This is a genomic window from Nostoc sp. 'Peltigera membranacea cyanobiont' 213 (assembly GCF_002245975.1).
Classification (GTDB): domain Bacteria; phylum Cyanobacteriota; class Cyanobacteriia; order Cyanobacteriales; family Nostocaceae; genus Nostoc.
Map to the genome: position 1 here is coordinate 38,066 of NZ_NOLI01000031.1, position 26,374 is coordinate 64,439.

Consider the following 26,374-nt stretch of genomic DNA (forward strand, 5'->3'; position numbering starts at 1 on the left):
TATTGCTGCTCACAGCTATATATATATCTCTGAGTGTTCAGAGATTATGCAGAATCAGAGCTATTTGCTAACGAATTAGGGAATTATTACCGCTTAAATTGGGTAAGTCACACAATTTATCGATATTTTTGATCGTCTTTTGCAATTCATCTGAGCGGAATTGCACAGAGTATACTTGCTGTAATACATCTGACCACAACTGATTTTCGGCAAAGTATTTGGCTTTGGCAAGAGCGATCGCTTCGGTATCTTTATTTTCAGCTTTGAGTTGTTTTTCTAAAATCTGTAAGTCGGCGGTAATGCGATCGCTTTGTTGCGCCTCCATAACCTGAAAATTAACGCCACTAGACAACTCTTCTTTAGACAGACTATCTTCAAAAAACACTCGCCATTCGTAGGTTTGCCCTGGTTGTAGTGGTTCATCTCCTGTATAAGTAGAAATATTTTGAGTTTCAGTTACTGGTTGAGTCCACTTTTTACCAGTATTTTTATTAAGTAATACTATTTTATTTACTTGACCTTGCCAAATAAATAAAGGGCGATCGCTCCAAACAATTCTAGTAGTCTCTGGTTTATCTGGAGAAATCATACAGATATCATTAGGATTACGTACAGTTGGGCGAGAACCACCTTTGCGTGGTCGGATCGGTGGTTCTTTTTTAAAGATAGCTTGGGAAATCCAAGATATAAATGACTGTGGTTGCTTTGGTTGAGTAGGTATTGGTTGATTTGATAAAACAGGTGTAGTACTCAAAGCTATTACTGATAGTGATAACGTATGAAACAGCAATTTATTCATGATTTTTTCCTTGATAAAAGATTAGGGACAAAGTAAACCCACAAGCCGATTGATGGTAAGAAACAAGGCAAAAGTATCGCCGTCATTGAAATGTATAACTGCAAACTGATTATTCCATAAATCCCTGTGAATATTGTCATCAGCAACAACCATTGCCAACGATATTTTCTATTTTTTTGTTGTAAATACTGTATTTTTCCTAATAATAGAGCTATACCAGTTACCCAGAAATCAGGAATCGGTACAACCAATCTCTGATTCAGTAAATGATGTATCATATAAGCATGATACTCACCACCTGTGAATAAATTAGTGTTAGGCTGCCAGTATTTAATAGCTGGTGGTAAATTTACATCTGCGAAATTATCTTCTCCATCTTGAGAAATACCAGCTTCGTCATATCCACCAGGAATAATAATGACAACTTGCTGCTGTAAGTTTTGAGGTGGAGTTTGATTTTCTAGGACTTTCCAAGCTGGGATAGTATGGTATATCTGATTGGGTGGAATTGAAAAATCAGCGATTGGGTGCAACCACATTTGATTCAGCCAGTAACTCAAAGCTGTTATTAATTGGAGACGCGATCGCGGTGATTGTAAAATAGTTTGATGAGATTTGGAATTGCCTGGAAAAAAATCTCCAATTTGTTGAAAAAAATCTGTTTTACTATCTAATTTTGGCTGTGGTCTATCAGGAATTTGCTGTAATTGCTGTCCCAGAACTAGTAAGTTAGCAAAATTCCAAGGCTGAGTTTGAAAATCATCATGAGGTAATAATGGTACATACCAAGGACGAAACTCAATTTCACCTTCCAAACTCCAGTTAAAGTTGGCAATTTCAGGCAATGGTTGTAACAATTTCTTGTTCTGATTCCGGGTGGCTGCAAACACAAACAATGTATGATTGGGAGAACTAACAGCAGTTTGAATAGACTTAGCAAGAATGCGATCGCTTTGTGGTTGATGCCTAGACAGTAGATAATCAATACCGATGACTTTAGCTTTATCGGCTGTGAGTCGGTTAATTAAACTTGCCAAATACTGATAATCAATTGGTTTAGGATCGGGTATTTTAGCTTTGACAATAGAATCCTCATCAATTTTTACTAATAATACTGGTGGCGGATTTGTTGAGGTGATAGATTGATTTGTTGCGTCACGATAGATAGCTTGTACCCATACACGCCACTGTAATAAGAAAGTTTGTACTGGTAATAGTAAACTCATTAATAATAAAATTGTCAGTGCGATCGCTTCTTTGCGGCTAGGTTGCCAATATTGGATAAATCGCTTGACACCAGAAGCTTGAAGACGAAATAAGGTTGCTTCTGGATGGCAAAATAAAGAAGGGATTAAATAAGCACTCGGATAAGTCAGATAGTTTTCTAGTTTAAGATGTTGAGCAGCAGTAATTAACGATTCTTGGACATCTTGATATTCAGATAAAGCTTTGATAAATTCTAATAAAAATTCGCCAGCGACTTGATTGTGAACAGGTTCGCGCATGACGGCTACTTGACTTAAACCTAAATCAATCAGTTTATTAGCAATGCTTAGACCATTACAAGAATTGAAAAGAGCAAACTGCAATCCTCTTTGTTTAGCAATAATTAATGGCTGTGCTATTTCACTAATTGATAAAGCTGTATTGGGAGCGATCGCTATTTCTCCCCCAGTCAAATTAGTTTCATTACTGTGACCTGCAAATAATAAAATATCCCATCCTGGCGCTGAGGCGATCGCCTGGACAATATTAGTTTTTAATTCTGGGATACTTTCTTGAGGTTGCCAACCAATAAATTCTACTGTCGCCACTGATTTTAAAAAAATCATAGCCTGCTTTTCTGCTTGAAAGTCTAAACCAGTTTCATCACCAAGGATTACTAAAACTCTGGCTTTACCAGAACAGCGAACATTAGGATAAGAAGTAGTTTCTCGCCTATTTATTGGTGTACGAACAATCCTAATCTTACTAGATGATGAACTAAATTCAGTGCCAATTTCCCAAGCCTCCCAAGGTAATCGTGCTAAATCTAAAGGATTGCAAGTGAGAAAAACATCAACATTAGGATAAGCGTCATTTCTAGTTGATTGAGCAATTTTTGCACGAATTTCATGTAATTCTGCACTGCGTAACCAGTGATGAAATTCCGATAAAAGTTGTGCTTCTGCCTGGACTAGTTGGGAATGCCAATCAACAGGTGGTGCAGTAAAACTGCCTATTTCTGCTACTTTTCCTCGCAATTTTGTGTTATAAAAACGTAAATAAATTCGCTGCCATTCTTGATATTTGAAATTCAGGTCATCAGGATAGGCGAGTGTCACACCAAGTTGCTGACCCTTACCCCAAGATAGTTCAAATGCACAAAGTTGATCGAATTGTTGAACTTTTAAATTAAAATTAGAAGCAGTCATAATTAATTAACCGCCAATAAACACCGATAAAATACACTGTAAACCCTTTCCATTCCCTCTTTGCGCCTCTGCGTGAACTTTTCCTAAGACTCCCCAATCAACGTAAAAGTCGCCCAATCACGAGGCTGAGGATGCTTTTTCATAGTAATCAGCATCGCATTGCGTAACGCCGCCGCCTTATCAGGATTTTTCTGCCATTGCTGATAGAACTCCGTCATTAATTCTGATGTCGGTGAATCAGGAACCGCCCACAAAGAGACAATCACACTAGACGCGCCAGCCGTAATCAAAGAACGAGATAATCCAACCACACCATCGCCTGTTATTTTGCCTCTCCCCGTGTCGCAAGCGCTCAAAACTACTAACTCTGCGTTGATTTTTAAATCGACAATTTCCGCAGGGGTGAGTAAACCGTCATCGTTATTGGTGGGTGTAAGAGCGATCGCACTTGGTATACTCTTATCAGCATCATCTAACAATCCATGCGTTGCTAAATGAATAATCCTCGCAGATGATAATTTTTGTTTGAAAGCTGCTTTTGTTGCATCTTTACCAGTGATAGCTTTAGTCTTGAATAAACTTGCAATTGTCACTGCTTCCCTCCCTGCACCTTCTAATGGTGGAAGTTGCACAGGTGGAATACCTACTTTTGGCATGATAGGATTGCCCATAACTAACACATCTTTACCTGTCACCTTGTGGCGTTGTTGATGTGTGAGGTCTAATACTTGAATTGCTGGTGCAGTTAAGATAGTGTGTTTTTCAATCAGGTATTTGCCGTCTTTATCTTGCAGTGCAACAAATGGAACTAAAAACAGTGATTCGTGAGGGATGAAGATGACGTGTTCATCTGGGTTTGTAGGGAGAAGAGATACAATGGGTTCAATTAATATCTGATACAGCTTTTGTAAATTTTCTTTTTGAACTACTTTACCTGTAGGATTTACATTTATAACACTTCTCCCCCCAGCACCGATGGACAGGCGGCTTTTGTTCACAAGGCCTGTAAGTGGTGTATTCAAAGATTTCAAGTCTACTTGCTTAAATGCAATATCACTAGTTGGCTTCACAACCCAGATATAAAGCTTGGATTCATTAATTGAATATTCAACAAGTGTAGCATTTTGTGCTTTAGAAATTTGCTTAATTTGTTCAATATTAGGTGGTTTGACAGTCTGTTGATTGTTGATATTTCCAGATATTTTTGCGGTTAATAACTCAACAAATGCTCTAGCTCGCCCACGTTCAGAAATTTCTAATGCTGGATTAATTTTATTTTGCTTAATCAAGACTTGTTGCAGTTTCTGATAGGTGTTAGCCTGAGTTTCAAAAATGGAAATTTTTTGATCATCAGTTAACCCAGGTCGTAGGGAGTCTAAAATGTCAATTGCAGCGAATAGAGTTTTTTCGGCATCGGCATACTTACCAAGACGCTTGTAGGCTGAACCAATATTACTGAGAGTTATCCCTTCACCTGGTTTGTCACCAATTTGTTTGACAAAAACTAAAGCTTGCTGATGGAAATCTAACGCTTTGTCATACTGTCCCAGACCTTGGTAAACTAATCCAATAAAGTCCAGAGTTGTCCCCAGCCCTTTCTTGTCGTCAATTTTTTTGCGTATAGCTAAGGCTTGTTGGAAGGAATCTAGAGCTTTTATATACTCTTTTTGTCCGTAGTAAACTGCTCCAATACGGTTGAGAGTACTTACTCGCTCTACTTCATAAACTTGTTTAATAGCTAAGGATTGCTGATAGAAATCCAAGGCTTTGTTATACTCTCCCCCAATTTCATAAATCAAGCCAATATTGTGTAGAGCAGTTCCTTCACATTCTTTATGTCCTACTTGTTTGCAAATATTTAAAGCTTTTACATGGAACTCTACAGCTTTGACATACTGTCCAATTTCCCGGTAAATTCCCCCAATATTATTGAGAGTCGTTCCTTCCTCAGCTTTGTTGCCGATTTGTTTGTGAATAGCTAAAGCTTGCTGTAAGAACTCCAAGGCTTTAGCATACTCTCCCAAATTTGCATAAACATTACCAATATTGTTGAGAGTTGCTGCTTCCCCTGCTTTGTTGCCAATTTGTTTACGAATGCTTAAAGCTTGTTGTAAGAACTCTAAGGCTTTAGCATACTCTCCCAAATTTGTATAAACATTACCAATATTGTAGAGAATAGTTCCTTGCACAGCTTTGTCGCCGATTTGTTTGTTAATCGCTAAAGCTTGCTGATAAAATTCTAGGGCTTTGTTATAGTCTCGTAAGCTGTCGTAAACTAAGCCAATATTGTTGAGAGTTCCTGCTTCCCCTGCTTTGTCGTCATTTTTTTTACTAATGGCTAAAGCTTGTTGCAATAAATCTAAGGCTTTGGTATATTCCCCCAATTTGCGATAAACTAATCCAATATCATTAAGAATAAAACCTTCTTTTGATTTATCGCCTATTTGTTTGTTAATGGCTAAAGCTTGCTGATAAAATTCTAGGGCTTTGGTATAGTCTAGCGAGTCGGCATAAACTATTCCAATATTGTTGAGAGTAGTTGCTTCTTCCGCTTTATCGCCGATTTGTTTATTAATGGTTAAAGCTTGCCGATGAAATTCTAGAGCTTTAGTATAGTCTCGCAATTTTTCGTAAACGTTCCCAATATTGTTGAGAGTAATTTCTTCTTCCCGTTGTTGGCCAATTTGTTTGCGAATAGCTAAAGCTTGCTGATAAAATTCTAGGGCTTTGGTATAGTCTCGCAAGGTGTTGTAAACATCCCCAATATTGTTGAGAGTAATTCCTTCCCCTGCTTTGTCATCGATTTGTTTTTCAACAGCTAAAGCTTGTTGCAAGAACTCCAAAGCTTTTGTATGGTCTCCCAATTTTGCATAAACTTCCCCAATATTGTGGAGAATAGCACCTTCTCTTGCTTGATTGCCGATTTGTTTTTGAATGGCTAAAGCTTGTTGAAAGAACTGTAGGGCTTTACTATACTGTCCTAGACTTTGGTAAGCTGCCCCAATATTGTTGAGAGTGTTTCCTTCCCCTGCTTTATTGCCAGTTTGTTTGCGAATGGCTAAAGCTTGTTGGAATAACTCTAAAGCTTTGGTATATTCTTGCAAGCTGTTGTAAACATTTCCAATGTTATTTAGAGCTTGCCCTTCACCCGCTTTGTCACCAATTTGTTTACGAATAGCTAGAGATTGCTGATAAAATTCTAAGGCTTTGGCATAGTCTCGCAAGTCGTTGTAAATATTCCCGATACTGTTGAGAGTAATTCCTTCTCCTGCTTTGTCGTCGATTTGTTTTTGAATGACTAAAGCTTGTTGATAAAACTCTAAGGCTTTGGCATAATCTCTTAAACTATTGTAAACTTCACCAATATTATTGAGGGTATTTCCTTCCTCTGCTTTATCGTCGATTTGTTTTTGAATGACTAAAGCTTGTTGATAAAACTCTAAGGCTTTGGCATAATCTCTTAAATTATTGTAGTAATCTCCAATATTGTTGAGAGTTGCTGCTTCCCTTGCTTTGTTGCCGATTTGTTTGACAATAGCTAGAGCTTGTTGATAAGACTCCAAAGCTTTGCTATACTCTTTCAATCGCTCATATACTATTCCAATATTGTTGAGAGTTGCTTCTTCGGTCGCTTTATCGCCAATTTCTTTAAAAATAACTAAAGCTTGCTGATAGAACTCTAAGGCTTTAGCATACTCTCCCATTTTACGGTAGACTACTCCAATATTATTGAGAGTTCCTCCCTCATATTTGCGATCCCGAATTTCTCTGACGATCGCTAAGACCTGCTGAAGTGTCTCTAACGATTCTCGAAACTGCCCTTTCTGTACTTGTTGTTTACTTAGTTGTAATAGCCGTTCTGCTTCAGCTTTGCGTTGTTGTATCGTTTGCGCCTGTGCAGTCAGGGTAGTTTGCATATTTCCCATTGTCTGTGATGCCGCAACGCATACAGGGAAGGATACGGAAAGCACTAAAGTAGCAAGAGACAGGGATTTGAGACGGTAATGCACGGTTAGCAGTTCTCCAACAGAAGTGAGAGTATTTACTGGCTGATTATCTATATCTCTCACGCTTGGGGAAGTTATGCAAAAATTTTGTTTCTGGTTGCCAAATTTAACCTACAAAAGTTTCTCACGAACAAGTTTTGTTAGGCTACAGAAATCAGCAAGGAATTCAGCGAGGAGTTCAGCAAGGACAGCGTGTAGTTATAGAAAATTTACTCAAAGCTCGTTTTGGTGAATTAGATGAGCAATTATCTGCAATTATTGAGCCTCTATTGTCATTAACGCCTAAAGATTTAACTTCTTTGCTACTCCAATTATCACAATTATCTCGTGAGGAATTGTTAGCAAGATTTGCTGAACAGCCATCATGAGAAAGTTAAGAGTTGATTTTAAATTTTAAGTAAGTTATGGCGTTAGCCTAACGCACCGTTTTGTATAGCGGTGCGTTAAGCGCTTGACCAAAAATTCTCCTAACCGACTATATACATTAACACCTATACACAAAATATTTGTTCCCAAAAATGTAACCGGAGAACTTAAACCGACCGCCTGGGAGAAAATGTAAATGGAGGTAAATTCACTTCAACACCATCTGTTAAACTTACACTCACCAAAAACTTCTCATCCCAGTTCCCCACCACACGCGTAAATAAATAAGAATCACCCTGTTGTGGATTTATACCCCGTTCTACTAAAACCCCAGTTTGGTCACTCACCCGCAGCTTTAAATGACCCGGTAAAGCTGTGTGAGAAGCTGTTCCAAGAACTAACAATAATGTCCACAAATTTGATTCTGATTCCGCTAACAAATGCCAAGTTACAGCATACAACCGCAGTGGAATTGCTGTTAAGAGAAAATCTTGATACGCACCCCGCGCCACAGCCGGAATTTCTAAACCTCGCTGCTGAAGTTGGTTAATAATGGCTGGAAACTCTTCTGTTGGACTTCGCATCGCCGCCGTCGGTGTCAAACTGGGCAATAATCGCCAAGAAAATTCCTCTGCTAATTCATCTAATTCATCCCACAACCAACGTCCCACATTCAGTGCTGGCTGTGTCAACAATTTAAGTAAATCTTTTAAACTATCACTAATTGAAGACGTGTGTGTTTGCTGTTGCAAATTATCAATCCAATTCAGCAACTCTGGATGAGTCAATACTACCTTTCCCTGTTCCCAAGTCAACACTTGCCATAGTTCTATTCCAGGCGATCGCAATTGGGGTAATAATGCTATTAATTCACTTTGTATTGTCGATAAAATCTGTGTGTTGTCCCTTCTAGATGGTAAAGTAATTGCCTCTGGTTCTAAACAACGCAAGTATAACAATAAGCGGTCTGGATTATTCTCAAACCAACTCACAGGTATTTGATAATTCCAATCTGCTGATGATTGGAAATTAACTGTTGTCTGGTATTCTCTTAACTGCTGATAGGATAAAAATCTCGAAATCATTGCTGCATCTTCTTCTTCTAAAACTTCCACCAACACATAAAAATGAGCAATATATTCTGGTAAATCTACAACTGCTTGCGGCAAATAAATTTGATCGTCAGTCAGACTACCAGTGGTAATTAAACAAACTTTAAATTTACCTATCTGTAAATTTGCCACAGCCCCAATCGCCTTTGCAAGTGCCGGCTGGAAAATTGTACATCTTTCCCGGTTAATTGTCAGAGAATTAGCCCGTTCTGCTAACCATTCTTCAAAAGCGCATAACGCCAAAGCATGAATATAAGTTTGCCACTGCTGAGACGAATTTTTGATTTGACTACTGACTTCTACTGCTTGAGTAATTTGATCGGCAGAGAGAGTAATGGCGGCTGTTGGTAAAGATTCAAAATCTAGCCGCATCTGCGGAGTATTTTGGGATAAATTAGTCATATTTCCTCATTAAGCGAATCGAGATAACGGCAGAGTCTTTCCCGAAACAGACCATTTTCTATTGTGTTGATTTTTGCTGTTTGAGATTGATTTCCTGCTTCTTTTATAACCTGAGTAATTTGTTCGTCAAGAGCAAGTTTAATTTGCTGTTCTAGAGTTATCAGCCTGTCTGGATAAGAGTAGTTTTTTGCCAAATCTAAAACGCGATCGCATAACAATAATAAAAGCTGTTGTCTGACATCAGCACGAAATTCTTTTAGTTTTAGCAAACGAGTTACTGCATCTTGGGCGCGTAATCCCATACTCTCAGCAATTTCGGTCATGCGTAAATTTTGACAGTGAAATAACTTGAGTGCTTGCAAAAACTTTTTAGCTTTTTCACCCTTTTTCCGTTGTAATCTATTTACCCGTGATTGAGTTACTACAGCCAATGCTTGTTCTAAACAAGCCAGAAATTGGGGGCGATATAATTGCAAAAACTCTGTTTGTTCATCTTCATTATCTAACGCTTTAGTAGTGTCAGTATACTCATCAACAGTAATAGCATCTAGAGATTTTGTCGGTAAAGACCCACCCCGCACATGAATCCGGTATTCTCTTAGTTGAGTGGCGAGTTTTTGCAGTTGTGTCATCACAGTCTCACTCTTGAGAGTTTGACTAGTTTGACTTTGGAGGAGAGTGGCGATTTCTTGTAGTTGTTGTGTTGTTGGTGTAGTACATTTTCCCCCGATGGAGAGCGATCGCTGTTGCAGACGCGCTGTCCGATAAATAGCATGATAGCTTTCTAAAAGCTGTTGTGCTTGTTGAATTTCTGGAGGTGTTAAAGCGTAAAATTCTCTGAAAATGCGCTCTAGCTGTTGAGGTCGAGTATCATTCAGAATTGCCCAGTCACTCACCATGTAAACTCCGCACTCCAGCAAAAATTGATTGAGTGCTGCATCGTGTTTGACTCTGGTAGTTGTCCAGGTTGTGAGACTGCTTTGTTGTGGGTCAAAACTCTGCAAAATCTTTTGAGAAAGAGATTGATAAGTGCCATGCGGTTGTAACCTGCCATCATCATCTAGGACGTAAGGCAGCAAATCAGCACAACCGAAACCGTGAACACTCCCAAAGTTGGCTGCCAATTGTAAGCAAACTTGCTCAATCTGCCAAGATATAAAACACAGTAGACAACGTTGTGCTAACAAGTATCTATCAGTAGGCGCATCCCGCGATAGTTGCAGCAGTTGGAGTTGAATTTCTGCATCTGGGACATGACGATCTGTATTATCTGCGATGGCATTTTGCCCACCGTAGGCGATCGCTGGGAACACGTCTACAAAAAACGCCTTAGCTGGACTAATTTCCTGAACCTGTCGCCGTCCCGCCCCATCAATTTTCACTAGTTGCCAATATCGTGATGCCACACCCATAAGTATTTGAACTAAACCATCAACAGCAGTATCGCCTGACATTCAGTCTTAACTCTAGACTCACTGATTTTATGCAGTTTCAGCTTGTATGGCAAAAACTCATTGAGGACAAAAACTTAGGATCTTAAAACTGTAAGGTAACTTTGCGTGCCTTGGTAGATGAGACGAGATTGAGCAAACCAGAATTTTTGCATACCCTCCCGAGTACCTGGAGATACATAAAAACAGAGGCAGTAAAAATTTCCCTATCAATACTGATTCATCGCTATTAAGTAAGTCGGTGGGAAAAAACATAACTATGTGTTTTGAAAGATAAACGAGGCTAAAACCTCCTTCCCTCCTGACTTCTGCCTTATCCCAACTACAAATATTTACGCCGTTCTACTTACTTAGAAGCAATTAATGCAACTATGCCGCAAGCAAACAATCTATTTGTTTCTCTCAATTGCACGTCAGTTAAACAGGAAATGATATTAACACCTTTTCAGCGCCAATTTTTACTCAGATGTCTCACACCGGATTTACGTCCAGAGTACCGTTGTCGGATTGAAATTATGCTCATGGTAGATGCAGGACAATCTCAAGCACAAATTTGCCAAACACTGGAATGTTCTCAAGACACAGCACGTTATTGGATAGCTATGGCACGTGCTGGTAAAGCACATCTCTGGAATGAACCTCCTATCGGTAGACCCAAAACAATAAATGAGCAATATCTCGATAGGCTACAAGAATTGATGAATCACACTCCCCGTGACTACGGCTATGCCTTTAAACGTTGGACAGGAAAATGGTTAAGTAAGCATTTAGCAAAAGAATTGGGTATTGAGGTGAGCGATCGCTATGTCAACCAGTTACTGAAACGAATGGGACTTTCTACTTGTCCAAAACCTAATACTATAGAAAGTTCTGCTAACAGCATAAACAATAAATGAGAAATAAATTTAGTACTTATTTCTAAAATAATAATTCAAAATAGCTAAATATAGCCTTCTCTCAGAGTATGTGTTGAAACTCTTAGAATGTATAGTTCTGCCATCTTGACTGGATAAACTCCAACAAAAAAGAAGGTTTTAGCTATATCTATATATAGTGAGAGGTTGTTTTAAAAGTCTAATTTATTACACACTGGGCGACTTAAAGTCGCAGCTACACGAGACTTTACCCACCTGCGTGGGTTTAAAACCCTTAATTTTGTGTTAGTGTTAGTCCGCGGAGGCAGACTTTGCCTGTGTAGTAGCGAATTATATTCGCCCAAAACTTTTCAAACTATATATGAGAGCGAAAGGGACTTTCAAAGCATCATCTAATTAAAATCTTGTAAATTTCTAGAATTTTCGATTTAATAAAATAGGAAACAAGTCTCCATTTAAATTCTCAAATAATTAATAAAAGTATTGCTTATTCATAAAAAAGCATTTAAATTAAAAATATAGTCTACCTGTTCAGTTGGATATCAAGTTAATAGAGATAAAGCCATTATCAATACCTTTATATTTATGGAGGTAAATAGGCTAAATTATCAGACTAACTTGCCTGCAAACTTATTCTCTTGTTACCTCTGCCACTGCTTACATAGAACCCGTTTGACAGCTTATGAGGTTTTGAATTAAGTTACTCCTCAGCATCTACAATCCTATGCTAATGGCGTATTCCAGCAACCTCACTTATGCAGAATGGGAAATTTTTGAACCCTTATTGCAAATAGGCAAGAGGATATTCGCTAATTATGCACTTTTCTGCAATGAGGCGATCGCATTCTTGCATTCTCCAGGTGTGAAAACTGCACATAAACAAGCAGAAAAAGTCGATGTGTGGCGTGAATATGTCAGATATTGTGTAACTCATCGGCAACAGTAAAACTACTTACCGCTAATTAGTTCCTTGCTTTTTACGTCAAAATCCATATTAACGGGTGGCAAAAGCTAGGAAGAAAGAGAATTATTGAACAATAATTGTTCACTCCCCAACTTCTGCTGTACCTACAGATTCTCCAACTTGCTTTTCCCAGCAAATTTTGGTTGGCTGAGTACTACCCAATGCCGATCAAAAAATAACTTCCATTTATCTAAACAACATTCATCAAACGCAAGAGGAAAAATATGGCAAAGGTAAAATCTCAATTAGAAACTGCTCTGCAATTAGAGCAAGAAGCACTTCTTGCATCAAAATCTAGTTCGATAACAAGCCAAGTAAAGACTCTCACAGAAATTACCAGTTCAACAAACACCGTAGTTGGCACATCCGACAATGATTCCCTTCTAGGAACTAATAATCCAGACCAAATTTCTGGATTAGGTGGCAATGACACCATCGTGCTTATCGGTGGCAATGATACAGCCAATGGAGGTAATGGTGATGACCTAGTTGTTGCAGGAACTGGTGACGATTTAGTTAATGGAGATGCAGGAAATGACCTTCTAATAGGTGGTGCAGGAAATGACACGATTGCTGGTGGTGCAGATAGCGACATTATCATCGGTGAAGAGGGTGATGATAGCCTCTTAGGTGATGATGGAAATGATACTATTATTGGCGACTTCACTACTGATGAAGGTTCGGGAAACGACACTCTTAGAGGAGGTCTAGGAGATGATAAATTGTTTGGCGGTAATGGTAACGACCAACTGTTTGGTGAGAACGGCAATGACCAACTAAACGGAGATATCGGGAATGATATTCTCGATGGTGGAAGTGGTAACGATATTGTTTTTGGTGGGACTGGTAATGACGTTGTTAGAGGTAATGTTGGTAATGATGTTGTGATTGGTGGTGGTAACAATGACTCTTTGTCTGGTGGCTCAGGTAATGACCTTTTGATTGGTGTCGATCCTTTTTTGCCAAATTTAAATTTTGGTAGAGGTGAGATTGATACCCTTACTGGGAATCAAAATGACGACATATTTGTCCTGGGGCAGGTATTAAATAACAAAAATATTGTTTTTTACGATAACGGTAATACTAAATCTTTGGGAAGCGAAGACTACGCACTGATTACGGACTTTGGATTAGTTAACAACAATCTCAATCGTGGGGTAGACAAAATCCAATTGTCAGGTTCATCTAGAAATTATTCTTTAGGTTCATCTCCCACTGGACTACCATCTGGTACGGCGATATTTTTTAACGATTCTTCCACGCAAGAACTGATTGCTATTTTACAGGGTATATCATCTTCTGATGTTAGCTTGACTAATCCAGACCAATTCACTTTCGTCAAAGCTCCCATTGCTCTAAGTAATTTGGGTAGTACCCCTATTGTCCGCAATGCGACTCTCACCGGAACAGACTCTAGTGACGTTCTTGTGTTCAATACCACAAGTCTTGGTAATATCAACCTAGCTTTGACCAACATCAGCGCTAGTGATGATATCGATATTCAGCTGTTTCGAGACGATGGTGACGGTATTTTTGAACCAACATCAGGTGATACATACATTTCAGCAGGTCCTCGTCCAGGTAATCAGGATGACTCAATTACTGTAGCCAATCAGGCAGCAGGCACTTATTTTGTAGAAGTCAGTCGTTTCGATCTAGGCAGTTTCGGTGATGCCTCTTACCGTTTATCCTTGTCTAATACCAGTGTTAGCAACCTTCTACCCATTGAATTCCGCGTCGGAAACTTATCAGCTAGTCAAACTTTCATTGGCAATGTAGGCAATAGTGACACTGCTGATGTTTATGCATTCTCTCTGGACAAGTTTGAAGGAACCAACATCAATTTGACTCCAGAAGGTGGTAATGCTGATATCCGACTGATTCAAGATGTGAATGGAAATGGCGTTGTTGACCCAGGGGATGTACTCCGAAGTTCTACGAATCCTAGTACTCAGACTGATAGTATTCGAGTAGACGCTGCTGGTAACTACTTACTGCAAGTTTATCAAGGTGGTGCTGACTCGACCAAATATAATCTTGCTTTCGACTACTTCACCACACCTGGCGCTGTACCGACTAAGGGAGAAAAAAAGGATCTCATAAGTCTTGGTAACTTGGGAAAAAACCCTGTTGTCCGCGATGGTAATTTGACTTCAACAGATCCTCAAGACATCTTTGTGTTCGATACTAAAAGTCTTGGTAATATCAACCTCGCTTTGACTAATATCAGTGCAGGAGATAATGCTAATCTCCGACTTTTTCGAGACGATGGTGACAAGACATTTGAACCAGACACGGATGATGTATTCGTTTCAACTGCTGCTCGCAGAACCAATGTAGATGATTCAATCAATGTTGGTGATTTAGTTACAGGCACATATTTTGCGGAAGTTAGCCGTTCTGCTCAAGATAGTTTAGGTGATGTTTCTTACCGTTTATCCTTGTCTACTGCTAATCCCAGTAATCTGCTGTTGAATGAAATTCCTCTGGGAAACCTGTCAAGCAGTCTAACCGTCAACGCTAACATCAGCAACAATGACACTTCTGATATCTTTGCTTTCTCTCTTGACAGTTTTGAAGCTACCAATATTGTCCTGAATCCGGTAGACGGTAATGTTGATATCCGATTGATTGCAGACCATAACGGAAATCACATCGTAGATAAAAACGATGTAATTTTAGGGTCTAAAAATCCCGATACTCAGACTGATAGTATTCGAGTGAATACTCCTGGTAACTACTTTTTGCAAGCTTATCAGGTTAATGGCGACCCCGCCAACTATACCCTTTCCTTCGACTACTCCACCACTCAAGTGCTGTAGTAGTAAAGGCTGACGACTGAGTGTAGATAGCTTTGAAGAATTTTCGGAAATTAACCTGACTGGGTATCACACATATTCACGCACCATCTCTGCCAAATCTAGGCAGTTCAGGGAGTAATAGCAATACTACTAGATACTTGCGATCGCATCGGACAAAAAGCGATCTGCTATTTGTAGCTTGCTTCTTAAAGGTATAAGTCCTTGAGATTTGTCAAGAGCGCTTGAAGAAGAATACAGAATCCAGACGCTCGCGAACTTGCTCTAAGCGAAGCTATGCCGTTGGCACAGCCTCTCTCTCGTAGAGAAGTCTTTACACAGTGCTATCCGCGAGTCACACAGAATACAAGCAAGAGGATTCTGGCTCTTGATTCCTGAATTCTGTTTTGTTAAATCACATTGCCTATAACAACTTTAATTAGAAGGTCAAACGATATGACTTTATCTGTTGTCAAAAAACACCAAAAACTCGATTTAGAAATAGAAACATTTGACACGTTACAGTTACAACAACAGAGCCTGATACCTCTTGCCCTCTTACAGCAAATGTCGGAGGATATGGAAAAGATTCTTGTCTTTGATAAATCGAAGATTAATCTTGGGTTCAATCAGGTTTATCGAAAGCTGATTCCACGGTGGCACTTTGCTATGCTCAATGATGTGGAACGAAACAAAGCATTTGAAATTGCCATCAAACACGTCGTGCGTCCAAATTGCACAGTGCTAGACATAGGAGCAGGTTCGGGATTACTGGCGATGATGGCTGCTCGTCATGGAGCTAGTTGTGTGACATCCTGTGAAATGATGCAACCAATCGCACATATAGCTAATAAAATTATTGCTATCAATGGATTTGAAGACCGGATTAAAATTGTCCCGAAAAAGTCAGATAATCTTGTCGTTGGTCTAGATTTAGCTAAACGAGCCGATGTTTTAATCACTGAAACGGTTGATTGTGGGCTTGTCGGCGAAGGTATATTGCCAACCATTCGCCACGCTCGGCAAGCATTGTTGACTCCAGATGCGACGATTATTCCAGCTAAAGCAGTGGTTAAGTTTAGCTTGTTAGAGAGCAGTGTAGTACATAATCTGAATTCTGCATCCGAGGCAGCTAACTTTGATGTTTCGCCATTCAATATCTTCTCTACAGCCGGGTATTTTCCAGTTCGGCTGTGGATTTGGCCACATCGCTTGTTAAGTAAACCCACCACAGCATTTGAATTCGATTTCCGAGTCGATTCGCTGGAATCGCGTCAGAAAGAAATATCTGTGGAAGTTGAACACAAGGGGACTGTTCATGGTGTTGTTTTTTGGTTTGAGTTGGATTTAGGTAACGGAGTTATTTTAAGCAATGCAGTAGATAACGAAAAATCACACTGGATGCAAGCAGTGCAATGTTTTGAAAAACCGATGATTGTTGAACAAGGCGAACTGTTGAAATTAACGGTTATACAAAGTGATACCAGTATCGATTTTCAGATTACCAAAGCACTGAAAAATAAGAGGAAGTTTTAAAAGAGAAATACTGTTGCAAAGCCAAGAGACTGTTATCTATATAGCGATGATTCGGATCGTCTTTTGAGTTATTTCAACTTTTAAAATATCCTCTAATTCGCTTGTTTGTTAAGCCAACGAAAGTGTTAGTGATTTCTATTTAGGTTAAGTAGGTTAGATACATCATGCAAGCAAAAACTAGATTCTCACAAGAAACCTCTGCTGCTCTGAACATTATTGACTATGATTTTTTCAAGTCATGTTTAGTTGAATATGGCAAATGCAATCTCTTTAAGGATACAGAAGAATGGTTGTTGCAAGACAATCCTTATCGTCGAACCTTGCGACCGCATATTTTCCATCATTTGGACTTTTCAAAACCTCTAAACCGAAATAATTTGCTGACTTACAATAGTTTGACTGCTAATCGAACATTGCTGACTGTGTATGAAAGCAACTTTGTATTTCTGCCAAAACATGATTTTGCTCATAAACGCCAAGATTTTGAAAATTTTTATGACACCCAAATTCTAACTCTGGGCAATATTATCCGACCTTGGTTGGAACGCTACATTTTCTCATTCCTTGATAGTGAAATATCTGTGACTGGTAATTGGAGTGCTGCTGCTGTTGAGGAGTATTTCCAAGAATATATTGAAACTGTCAAGAAAACACAAACTAATCAGGTAATGGAAACCATCGAAGGTTCTACAGATCCAGTCCACGCTGCCAAAACATTTTTGATCCAACTAGCTGGCGACTTCCTAGTAGAATCTTCAGCAATGTCTAGGAATATTTTGGGTTACTATGGCTCTCTGCAATCAGAGCTATTTAAGGTTGTGATTGACGAATACGGCTATGGTGTTCATCAGACAAAGCATAGCAAGTTATTTGAAGAAACACTTCTTAGCATTGGCTTAGAATCGACACCACATAGTTATTGGCAGTTCTATTTAACATCTTCCCTGATGTTAAATAATTACTTCAATTACATTTGCACTGACCACTCGAAGTTCTTCCGCTATTTAGGAGCTATTTTTTACGCAGAAACTACTTTCATCAAATTCTGCGAACTTACTGCTAAAACAATGAAGAAAATCTTTGGTTCAACGATTAACAACCGCTATTTTCTGGAACATGTCCATATCGATCGTCATCACAGTCGAATGGTGTTGGAAAAACTGATTAAACCAGCGATAACTACTTATGGTGAAGGAATAATTCCTGAGATTGTGCGGGGTTTTGAAGAAGCCAAGCTGATATCCGAAATTGCCGATCGAGATTTTATCGACCAGGTGCATTGGGCTGACGACGGACTTAAGTACAAAGCCTTAGCATTACCGATTTATGGGAAAATTCAAGATGGCAGCATTAATCCGAAGATGCAGCAGTTTATTGAGCCTCATGGTGAATTGTCGGTTACTCACGTTCATGATGGTGATGAGCTTTGTTACATTCAGTCTGGGGTAATGAAATTCGTTACTGGTAACGATCGCTATACAATACTTAATGCTGGCGAAGGCACGGTTATTCAGCACAATCGACTCCACGGAGCCATCATTGAATCCGAAGAATGCGTGTACAACATCTATTCAATCGGAGACTATCAAAAATGCCTGTCATAAAATTTGATCCGCATCAATCAAATTTTATGATTCATGGCGATCGGCGTTTCTTCCTCATATCTTTGTATAACAGCACATTCTTAGTGAGAGATAATTGTCCTCATCGTGGTGGCCCACTTCATCTAGGGTACTTTAATTGTCAAAACAATGCGATCGTTTGCCCCTGGCATAACTCAGCTGTTTCTGTTCACCGCTTACAGCAACTTGCTATGCCCTTAGTCTGGCGTAACGATGTTGCAATCGCTGTTATACCTGGAGCAGAGTCAACGCCGATTGCATTCAAACACCGTTACATCATGGTTGATCCAGAGATTGGTTGCAATGGAGGATAAGCTGAAAGTTATCTAATTTGCATACCGTAACTAACTGAAGTCTTGCGAGGGTGGGCCGAAAAGCCCGCCCAATTCAAGCAAATAAAATGCGCGATATTACGATTTACATCAGCAAAAAAATCAATCTCATGCCAACATTTTGCAGGAGTATTATGCGTATCTTTAATTTGCGAAAATCTTTCTTAGTTTTTTCTTTAGTGGGACTTTTGGGAAATTTTCTGATTGTCAATGCTCCCAATAATCATATATATGCAACAGATATCCCCATACCTCATGTGAAAAATACCGCTAAAAGTCAATTATCTGCGACAAATATTCCTACACGTTATGTAGAGAGCGATGGACATAATTTTGCGTATCGAATACTCGGAAGCGGTCGTCCACTACTGCTCATTCAAAGACTGAGAGGTACGATGGATGACTGGGACCCTTTATTTTTGGAACGTTTAGCACAAAAGCACCAAGTGATTGTCTTCAACAATACAGGTATTAGTTCCTCTAATGGAAAGGTTCCTTCCACAATCACAGACATGGCGGTTGATGCAGAGCATTTCGTGAAAGCGCTGGGATATGAACAAGTAGATATTCTTGGTTGGTCGCTTGGTGGAATGGTGGCTCAAACGATGGCTATTAAATATCCGAAACTCATCCGTCGTGCGATCTTAGTAGCATCTACACCACCAGGAAATCCTGAATTTGTACCTGTCTCTCAAGGATTTAAAGATGTTGCTGTGAAAGAAAATTATACGGATGAGGATCATTTAAAGATGTTCTTTGCTGATTCTAGCAGCAGTAGGAAACTGGGTTTGGAATCTTTGCAAAGAATCAAAAAGAGAACAACAGATATCGACCCACCTGTAAGTACAGATAGTTGGAAAACCCAGTTTTCGGCTGCCATTGGCTGGTTTGAGAACAAAGAAAACTATTTCGAGAAACTAAAACTAGTACAGCAGCCTGTTCTGATTGCTACAGGAAAGTATGATATCGCACTGCCAATACAAAATTCTTATGTATTGGAACGTGAAACTTCTAATGCGCAACTGATGATTTATCCAGACTCCGCTCATGGTTTTCATCATCAGTTCCCTATACAGTTTGGAGATGCTGTAAATAATTTTCTGGCACAAGAATAAAGACACAAACAAAATAGACAAAAAGTTTCACAGATCGTTCAAAACTGCTATGGCAACTTGGGTATGTACGAGCGCAGAAATTGGTGACTACCCTAGTCCTGTTTCTAAATTCTCCAAATTTGAGCGAGCGGTAAGTGTAATCGCTAGGGCTTGTGCTACAAGTTGGGTGATTTTGGCGATTCTTTGCCATCGGATGATTCGTAGTGACGGGAATCTAGGTGGTTATCGTTGGGCTTGGAGCATAAGCAAACCTTACTCAAGCACGAACAAGAGCAGGTTGCTCAATCTCCAGTCGGATACGAACATAATAAGATCGAAAAGGAGGAGAACTAAATGGCTGGGCTTGCAAAAACATTGACAGTTGGTCAGGCTATAGGTTTAGCTATTACTACTGTCGTCGGTAGTGGTCTGCTTGTTCTGCCTGGTATTGCTTATCAACAAGTGGGTGGCGCTGCTGTCTACGCTTGGCTCTTGAACGCTTTGTTAGTTGTGCCGTTACTTGTAATCTTTGCATACTTAGGTGCAAATTTCCCTAGTGCTGGGGGTGTTGCTGGATTTGTACAAGCAGCATTCTCGCGGCCGATCGCCGCAGCTACCGAAGCCCTACTGTTGGGCACATTCTTGATGGGTGGCCCGGCGATCGCAGTTACGGGTGGAAACTACTTTGCAGCAGCAGTAGGGGGAGGACGATTGAGTATGCTGTTTGCGTCCCTGGCAATCATTAGTTTCGCAGGTTATGTGAATTACCAGGGCGTTAAGATATCGGGTCGCGTTCAGCAGTTTTTAGCTTTCTCCCTCGTCGGACTGCTAGCCACTGCGGCTATTGCCACGCTAGTATTTGGGAATAGAAATGTGGGGACAGGTATAGTTCCTCTATCACAGTTGAGTGCCACATTTCCTGTTTTAGCAACTCTTTTCTTTGCTTTCACTGGCTTTGAGATGCTGTCATTCACATCTGAAGAATACCGCAATCCCAAACGGGACTTCCCTGTTGCTGTTGGTGTGAGCTTTATTATTGTCGTGGTACTTTACATCGCAATTGCTCTAGCTGTCCAGTTAACTCTGTCACCTAACGACACGAGCTTGACAACTGCACCAATCGTAGCAATGCTCACCTCCATATTTGGAAAGACAAGCGGTCAGGTAGTCGGACTGATTGGAGTGGCAATGATCGCCACAAATCTGATTGGGGGAAGTTGGGCATCGTCTCGTCTCGTGTTTGCCTCTGCGCGTGAAGGACTACTACCGCAGTGGCTTAGTCAAATTGAACCGCGTTCTCAAATACCCCGCGTAGCAGTTGCTTGGACAATGTTCGCTTTTGCGATCGCTACTATACTAAACTTCCTAGGTATACTGCCCTTGAGCCTTCTGTTTGGGTTAGCAGGACAAGGCTTTTTCGCGGTGAATGCCCTAAGTGTCATTGCCTACCTCAAGCTCACTCGAAAGTGGTGGCAGAGGCTAGTTGGTGGCTTTACCTTGATTCTCGTCATTGCAATTATGGGTACATTTAACTGGGGTTTGGTGTTTGTACTCGGTCTGATGCTCTTGGGCTTCATGGGCAATAAGGTACGCCAGAACTCAGTAGTAAGTAGTCGGGCAAAATAAATTACCGCTTGAGAGAGGGATATTACTTTTACTCAGGGCGTTGCCGATCGAGGTATGAAAGTCAAAAATTCCATCTCTCAAACTGTTATTCTTTGGATCTTTGCATCTCTGCATGAGATAAATTCATCCTTTCACTCAAATTGCTGTAATTTTCTGCGGAGTATTTTCAAGCTAGGTCTGAAAAGCTTAATGAGGTATCATTAGTGATTGACCAAAATAATTCTTTATATGCTGATTCCATCTTGGAAGAGCAGCTAATTTGCGCTAGGAATCGCGGTCTCGTGCTTATTGAGCAGATTATGCAATATGAACTAGTAGAAGCTGGATCTCAAACTAGAACAATTCAAAAGGCGATTCACGAGTTGATTGCAGAAGTGCTTTGCCCACCAGGCAAGAAACCGCGATTCTGGCATAAACAGATATTTCGTGTAGGTGAAGATACCATTAATCCCTATAGTGTCAAGGTTACAAATAATGTAATTAAGCCAGGGGATATAGCTTTTTTTGACCTGGGTATCGCTCTTTACATGGAGATGGATTCTTCTATTCATGTAGAGGTGGATCTTGGACGTACCATGATTGTACCAGGAACAAATATTGACCCTGATAAATTTAGGATATGCAATGATTGTGAGCGTCTGTTTCTCGAAGGCAAAGCTTATTATTTACAAAATCAGGATATGACTGGCAAGGAACTGTACGAATATATGCAATATAAGGCTGAGGAAAATGGTTGGAAGTTGAGTTCACAACTACATTCAGGTCATTTAATTGGGCTTTTTCCCCATGAAAAAACACTTGGAGATACTAAATTTGACTATATCTGTCCAGAAAATACTAGACCGATGAGCGCTCCTGATAATTTTGGCAATAAGCGGCATTGGATACTCGAAACACATTTAGTTCATCCTAAAAATGTATTTGGAGCTTTCTACGAAGATTTACTGAGCCTATAAAACTAATTTGGTATTTTTTGCAATGTAGAGAAATAAAACTAAGAGATGAGGTAAATGTACTCAAGGGGAGCAATACGATTTTGTGGGATGATTCCAAATTGAGTGCGATGCCTGCGGTGGGCTACGTCTACCCTAATCCCGGACTTCTCACAAAGCCTGAAGAAATAGGGGTCAAAAACTGCCAAAGGCTTTTACTTTAAAATACTCAGGCTCTGAAGGTATTTTGATATGTATTAATTAAACCATCTTAAATTTGGCTAACCTAAGCGTTTTTTCTCACTTGTGAGAAATCCGGGTTAGGGACTTCCAGAAAATAAACTATGCAATTTATTCAGATTATATTTTTCTGGCGTTGCTGAATCGAGGGATGATTTAGCAAGTTATAAAATTTCTCCCCCTGCCTGCCTAAATTCTATCCCCCTGTTCTGCAACGCCATTTTTCTTGCTTCTCCTGCTTATGGAGCGATTGGTTATTTTTTTTTGGAAATCCCTTAGCTATTCCCTACTCCCACAATGCAGCCACTGCGTGCGGGAAGAGTTAATGACAAATGGTGAGTTTCTCCTTCACTATTCCACTCAACTTCAGCACTACCATATAACACCTTGTTGGGTTGAGTATGCAAACTAACCACATCTGCATTTGCTGTTGCCGAACTTGTGCCAGCGTTGATGGCAACGATCAATTCTTCTGTTCCCAATGTTCGCGCAAATATATAAACTTGTCCTTGAGCATGGAGAACTTGATAATCACCTGTACGCAAGGCTGGGTAAGTTTGGCGAAGGGTAATTAATTGACGATGAGTATTGAAAATTTCTCGCTCCCACTTGGCCTTTAAAGGAAAGCCACGTCGTGAGTCGGGATCTATACCACCAGGTAAACCAACTTCATCACCATAGTAGATACTGGGCGCACCGGGAAAGGTGAGTAGCAGTAGAGTGGACAACTCTACACTAGCTACATCGCCGCCTGCAATGGTCATCAATCGGGCTGTATCGTGACTTGCTAACAAATTGAGTTGAGTTAGCTGAATTTCCCAAGGGTAAAGTTGCAATACTTCTTGAATTTTGGTGGCGTATTCGGCAGCAAATAAGGGTGGATAGGGTTGATAGTCGCGGCCTTGGACTTGTTCTAAGACTACGCGATCGCCGGCTGCAAAGGCAATTGTCGGCCCAGCAAATAGATAATTCATCACGCCGTCAAATTGCGTTCCATCCAACCACTGGCGGGAATCTCCCCATACTTCGCCCACAATGTAAGCTTCAGGATTGACTGCCTTAACGCGATCGCGGAATTCCTGCCAAAAACCAGGAGTTTTTATTTCAAATGGTACATCCAATCGCCAACCGTCGATGCCGAATTTAATCCAATATTCGGCAATTTCCATAATGTATTCCCGCACTTCTGGATTGTCGTGGTTAAATTCTGGTAAAGCGCGATTTCCCACCCAACCCACGTAGTTTGCAGGAAATTCACCATTATATGGTGCTAGAGGCCAGCCTTCTATTTTGAACCAATTTACCCAAGGCGAATGGGGACCATTTTCTAAAACGTCGTGGAAGAAGAAAAAGCCACGACTGGAATGGTTAAACACGCCATCTAGAACGACTTTGATATTCCGTTTATGAGCCGCATCTAGCAATTCCTTAAAAGCCTCATTGCCCCCCAGCATCGGGTCAACTTGGTAATAATCGTGGGTATGATAGCGGTGATTACTGGCGGATTGAAAGATCGGTGTGAAATAAATCGCGTTAATCCCCAAATCTTGGATGTAGTCTAAATCCTCCATAATGCCCCATAAATCCCCGCCTTTATAACCTTGGAGTGTAGGTATAGCGTCCCAATCTTCCCAACGGGCTTCGCGCAACAGCCGTTTGCGCGGTTGTTTGCTTCTGGCAAAGCGATCTGGGAAGATTTGGTAAAAAATAGCGTGCTTTACCCAGTCTGGTGTTTGAATTTGCATGAATAACTTTTTGTACGTTCAGAAGCGATCGTTGCAAATATTAGCTTCTTTATGGCTCCTACTTATGATAGAGAATTTATTATTTGTCAGTGTTCGTTAGCAAAATCAATTTTTTTAACAAACAACAAAGGCGCAGAGAATCCTGGTGTTGGTGGCGTTCCTCCGTTGTCGCAACTTGCGCGACACTCAGAGAATAAAGAAATATTTAACCAAACTCTCTTTTTTTATACACGGTTTGTATTTAGTTGGTTAATTACTCTTATTTATTCTTAATTTTCTTTTCTTCACTTTGTCCGTAATGATTTAGGTAGACACTGGATTAGTATAAATCAAATATTAGTCCTATAGAAAGTTTTGATACCTACAATAAGACTTTTAAAACATCCTCTAAGTAATATAGGACTCCGGTTTTATTTTTGACACATAGATAAAAGCAGGCATTCCCAAACTAGCTTGGGTTGAGCGTAACTAAGCAAGTATTTGCGAGATTGTTCTAGCTGGTTAATAATACTGGGTTGATGCCAGCGCTGCCAGTAGAATTGCTGAAGATAATCAACTAACCACAGTTGGGCTTCTATATCTAAATCTTTATCAATTTTTTTAGCTAACTCCAAGGCTTTGCGGTATGAAGCAGGGGCTTTTTTCAAGTCTTCGAGTAACTCAGGGGGAATAGCTTGTAATTGCTCGTAAGATGCGATCGCACTTCCCGCACTACCAGCTGCTATACTCAGTACTGCCTGATTTTGCAAAATTCCTTCATGACCTGTTTGTGTAAGTACAACAGCCAAAGACTGGGCATCTAAGCGATAAAAAGGAATGCGTTGACAGCGTGACACTAAAGTTGGCAAAACAGACTCAGGTGTAGGTGCAATTAAAATTAACGTCGCCTGTCCCGGTTCTTCTAAGGTTTTAAGTAAAGCATTGGCTGCGGCTTCTGCCATTGTTTGGGCTTCTTCCAACACCACCACATTTCTTGGTGCTTCCAAGGGCGGGCGACTTAGAAACTCAATAATTTGCCGAATTTGCTCTAGCCGAATTACAGGTTTTGCCTTAGCTTTAAGTCCTTTATCAGGTTGCACCCACAACAAAGCTGGATGGTTCCCCTGACGCAAACGGTTTTGTAAAGCCGCAGGGACTCCCATTTCACTAGAAAATAGCAATTCCACAAAGCACTTCGCTGCTAAACTTCTTCCTACACCATCTGGCCCCACAAATAGATACGCCGGAGCAACCCGGTTTTGTCTGACAGCCTGAGTGAGTAATTCTATGGCTTGCTGTTGTCCTACAAGTGGTGCAAATGGGTTAATAATTTAGTACCTTCGTCAAAAAAAGAGGATGAAAACATAGAGATGTGTCGTTTTTCTATGGTTTTTATAACGACACATCAGAAGCTACAAAAAGCTGTTTCTATTAATATATTAGCATTGTTACAATTTTTTCTACCGCCAATAATCGCTCTGACAATATTCTTTTATTATTTGTACTTGTCTATTTCATATACATTTAATTCATTCCAATTTTAATTTAAAAACAAGTCTGGGGAGTGTCAAGTCGCTTCGCTCCATACTCAACTTTAGAAACAACACGACGACTACGACTCCAAGATTCACGAGTTTGGTAGTCTAAACACTTATACCAAATTGAGTTATTAATCAAGTCAGAAGTAAGGGAAGGAAGTTTTTCTTCTGGCTTAAATACGGTTTCTAAAAATGAAACTACTGTTGACAGCTTTTGCTCAAACTCAAGCTTTGCCCTATTCTGAGTTGTGGTAGTCATCTGAATTAAACGACTATTTTGCGCTAATCCAAAAACATAATCTAATCCGGGCTGTGATTCACACCACGTCATGATATCTTCCCTAGAATAGGCACTATCTCCACGTACTAAAATCTCAACATTCTTCCATTGTTGACGTATTTGTTTAATCACTCTCTGTAGTTATGATAATGCCCCAAATGCTGGGTCTACATTTGAAGGACGAATTGGAGTCGAGCTAACGGTTTGCTCGTTGCTCGTCCCTAATCAGATGAGCGATCGCAGTATAAATCCTCCCATACAT

General features: G+C 40.0%; 17 protein-coding genes and 1 pseudogene. 10 read left to right on the forward strand and 8 right to left on the reverse strand.

Features of this window, described 5'->3' with window-relative positions; genetic code table 11:
- Window positions 1-67: 67 nt before the first annotated feature.
- The 3 genes from CDG77_RS11480 to CDG77_RS11490 form a co-directional block, all read right to left on the reverse strand.
- Window positions 68-799 carry a DUF928 domain-containing protein gene (locus CDG77_RS11480; protein ID WP_094329502.1) on the reverse strand — a complete coding sequence of 244 codons (732 nt, stop codon included), beginning with the start codon at window positions 797-799 and terminating at the stop codon, window positions 68-70.
- Complete coding sequence (locus CDG77_RS11485; RefSeq protein WP_094329503.1) at window positions 796-3,213, reverse strand: CHASE2 domain-containing protein; 2,418 nt, start codon at window positions 3,211-3,213, stop codon at window positions 796-798. The genes CDG77_RS11480 and CDG77_RS11485 overlap by 4 nt, the downstream gene beginning before the upstream one ends.
- An 83-nt stretch (window positions 3,214-3,296) precedes the next feature.
- Complete coding sequence (locus CDG77_RS11490) at window positions 3,297-7,283, reverse strand: CHAT domain-containing protein (protein WP_143857006.1); 3,987 nt, start codon at window positions 7,281-7,283, stop codon at window positions 3,297-3,299.
- Window positions 7,284-7,357: 74 nt separating this feature from the next.
- Here CDG77_RS11490 and CDG77_RS11495 point away from each other — a divergent pair, with 74 nt between their 5' ends.
- On the forward strand, window positions 7,358-7,588 hold the full coding sequence (locus CDG77_RS11495; protein WP_094329505.1) for a hypothetical protein: 231 nt from the start codon (window positions 7,358-7,360) through the stop codon (window positions 7,586-7,588).
- A 165-nt stretch (window positions 7,589-7,753) separates the two neighbouring features.
- Here the strand turns inward: CDG77_RS11495 and CDG77_RS11500 are convergent, their stop codons facing one another.
- Window positions 7,754-9,100, reverse strand: a complete 1,347-nt coding sequence (locus CDG77_RS11500) for a DUF1822 family protein (RefSeq protein WP_094329506.1) — start codon at window positions 9,098-9,100, stop codon at window positions 7,754-7,756.
- Window positions 9,097-10,554: a hypothetical protein gene (locus tag CDG77_RS11505; protein ID WP_190233958.1), complete on the reverse strand. Its 1,458-nt coding sequence runs from the start codon at window positions 10,552-10,554 to the stop codon at window positions 9,097-9,099. The genes CDG77_RS11500 and CDG77_RS11505 overlap by 4 nt, the downstream gene beginning before the upstream one ends.
- Before the next feature lie 368 nt (window positions 10,555-10,922).
- Between CDG77_RS11505 and CDG77_RS11510 the strand changes: the two genes are divergently transcribed.
- The 9 genes from CDG77_RS11510 (at window position 10,923) to CDG77_RS11550 (ending at window position 22,354) form a co-directional block, all read left to right on the forward strand.
- On the forward strand, window positions 10,923-11,447 hold the full coding sequence (locus tag CDG77_RS11510) for a helix-turn-helix domain-containing protein (RefSeq protein ID WP_143857007.1): 525 nt from the start codon (window positions 10,923-10,925) through the stop codon (window positions 11,445-11,447).
- Between the two features lie 703 nt (window positions 11,448-12,150).
- Window positions 12,151-12,372: a hypothetical protein gene (locus CDG77_RS11515; protein ID WP_094329507.1), complete on the forward strand. Its 222-nt coding sequence runs from the start codon at window positions 12,151-12,153 to the stop codon at window positions 12,370-12,372.
- Window positions 12,373-12,614: 242 nt separating this feature from the next.
- A complete protein-coding gene (locus tag CDG77_RS11520; RefSeq protein ID WP_094329508.1) occupies window positions 12,615-15,212 on the forward strand; it encodes a calcium-binding protein in 2,598 nt (865 codons plus the stop codon).
- A gap of 432 nt (window positions 15,213-15,644) precedes the next feature.
- Window positions 15,645-16,724, forward strand: a complete 1,080-nt coding sequence (locus CDG77_RS11525; RefSeq protein ID WP_094329509.1) for a 50S ribosomal protein L11 methyltransferase — start codon at window positions 15,645-15,647, stop codon at window positions 16,722-16,724.
- A 164-nt stretch (window positions 16,725-16,888) separates the two neighbouring features.
- Entirely contained in the window at window positions 16,889-18,328 is a 1,440-nt protein-coding gene (locus tag CDG77_RS11530; protein WP_094329510.1) for an iron-containing redox enzyme family protein, read from the forward strand.
- Entirely contained in the window at window positions 18,316-18,660 is a 345-nt protein-coding gene (locus CDG77_RS11535; RefSeq protein ID WP_190233959.1) for a Rieske (2Fe-2S) protein, read from the forward strand. The genes CDG77_RS11530 and CDG77_RS11535 overlap by 13 nt, the downstream gene beginning before the upstream one ends.
- 152 nt (window positions 18,661-18,812) lie before the next feature.
- A complete protein-coding gene (locus tag CDG77_RS11540; RefSeq protein WP_190233960.1) occupies window positions 18,813-19,793 on the forward strand; it encodes an alpha/beta fold hydrolase in 981 nt (326 codons plus the stop codon).
- Window positions 19,794-20,126: 333 nt separating this feature from the next.
- Window positions 20,127-21,398 (forward strand): APC family permease, encoded by a 1,272-nt coding sequence (locus tag CDG77_RS11545; RefSeq protein ID WP_094329513.1) that lies wholly within the window; start codon window positions 20,127-20,129, stop codon window positions 21,396-21,398.
- Window positions 21,399-21,601: 203 nt separating this feature from the next.
- Window positions 21,602-22,354: a M24 family metallopeptidase gene (locus CDG77_RS11550; RefSeq protein ID WP_094329514.1), complete on the forward strand. Its 753-nt coding sequence runs from the start codon at window positions 21,602-21,604 to the stop codon at window positions 22,352-22,354.
- 491 nt (window positions 22,355-22,845) lie between these two features.
- On the opposite strand, the gene CDG77_RS11555 is transcribed toward CDG77_RS11550, so the two are convergent.
- The 3 genes and pseudogenes from CDG77_RS11555 to CDG77_RS11570 form a co-directional block, all read right to left on the reverse strand.
- On the reverse strand, window positions 22,846-24,315 hold the full coding sequence (locus CDG77_RS11555; RefSeq protein ID WP_094329515.1) for a glycoside hydrolase family 13 protein: 1,470 nt from the start codon (window positions 24,313-24,315) through the stop codon (window positions 22,846-22,848).
- A 410-nt stretch (window positions 24,316-24,725) separates the two neighbouring features.
- Window positions 24,726-25,625, reverse strand: a complete 900-nt coding sequence (locus CDG77_RS11565) for a DNA polymerase III subunit delta' (protein WP_094329517.1) — start codon at window positions 25,623-25,625, stop codon at window positions 24,726-24,728.
- A 244-nt stretch (window positions 25,626-25,869) separates the two neighbouring features.
- Window positions 25,870-26,298 (reverse strand): annotated as a pseudogene (locus CDG77_RS11570) (transposase); the annotation flags it as partial.
- Window positions 26,299-26,374 lie beyond the last annotated feature (76 nt).

Coding starts and splice junctions, on each gene's coding strand:
- CDG77_RS11480 (WP_094329502.1), bottom strand. CDS start 799: ATGAATAAATTGCTGTTTCATACGTTATCACTATCAGTAATAGCTTTG.
- CDG77_RS11485 (WP_094329503.1), bottom strand. CDS start 3,213: ATGACTGCTTCTAATTTTAATTTAAAAGTTCAACAATTCGATCAACTT.
- CDG77_RS11500 (WP_094329506.1), bottom strand. CDS start 9,100: ATGACTAATTTATCCCAAAATACTCCGCAGATGCGGCTAGATTTTGAA.
- CDG77_RS11505 (WP_190233958.1), bottom strand. CDS start 10,554: ATGTCAGGCGATACTGCTGTTGATGGTTTAGTTCAAATACTTATGGGT.
- CDG77_RS11510 (WP_143857007.1), top strand. CDS start 10,923: ATGCCGCAAGCAAACAATCTATTTGTTTCTCTCAATTGCACGTCAGTT.
- CDG77_RS11515 (WP_094329507.1), top strand. CDS start 12,151: ATGCTAATGGCGTATTCCAGCAACCTCACTTATGCAGAATGGGAAATT.
- CDG77_RS11520 (WP_094329508.1), top strand. CDS start 12,615: ATGGCAAAGGTAAAATCTCAATTAGAAACTGCTCTGCAATTAGAGCAA.
- CDG77_RS11525 (WP_094329509.1), top strand. CDS start 15,645: ATGACTTTATCTGTTGTCAAAAAACACCAAAAACTCGATTTAGAAATA.
- CDG77_RS11530 (WP_094329510.1), top strand. CDS start 16,889: ATGCAAGCAAAAACTAGATTCTCACAAGAAACCTCTGCTGCTCTGAAC.
- CDG77_RS11535 (WP_190233959.1), top strand. CDS start 18,316: ATGCCTGTCATAAAATTTGATCCGCATCAATCAAATTTTATGATTCAT.
- CDG77_RS11540 (WP_190233960.1), top strand. CDS start 18,813: ATGCGTATCTTTAATTTGCGAAAATCTTTCTTAGTTTTTTCTTTAGTG.
- CDG77_RS11545 (WP_094329513.1), top strand. CDS start 20,127: ATGGCTGGGCTTGCAAAAACATTGACAGTTGGTCAGGCTATAGGTTTA.
- CDG77_RS11555 (WP_094329515.1), bottom strand. CDS start 24,315: ATGCAAATTCAAACACCAGACTGGGTAAAGCACGCTATTTTTTACCAA.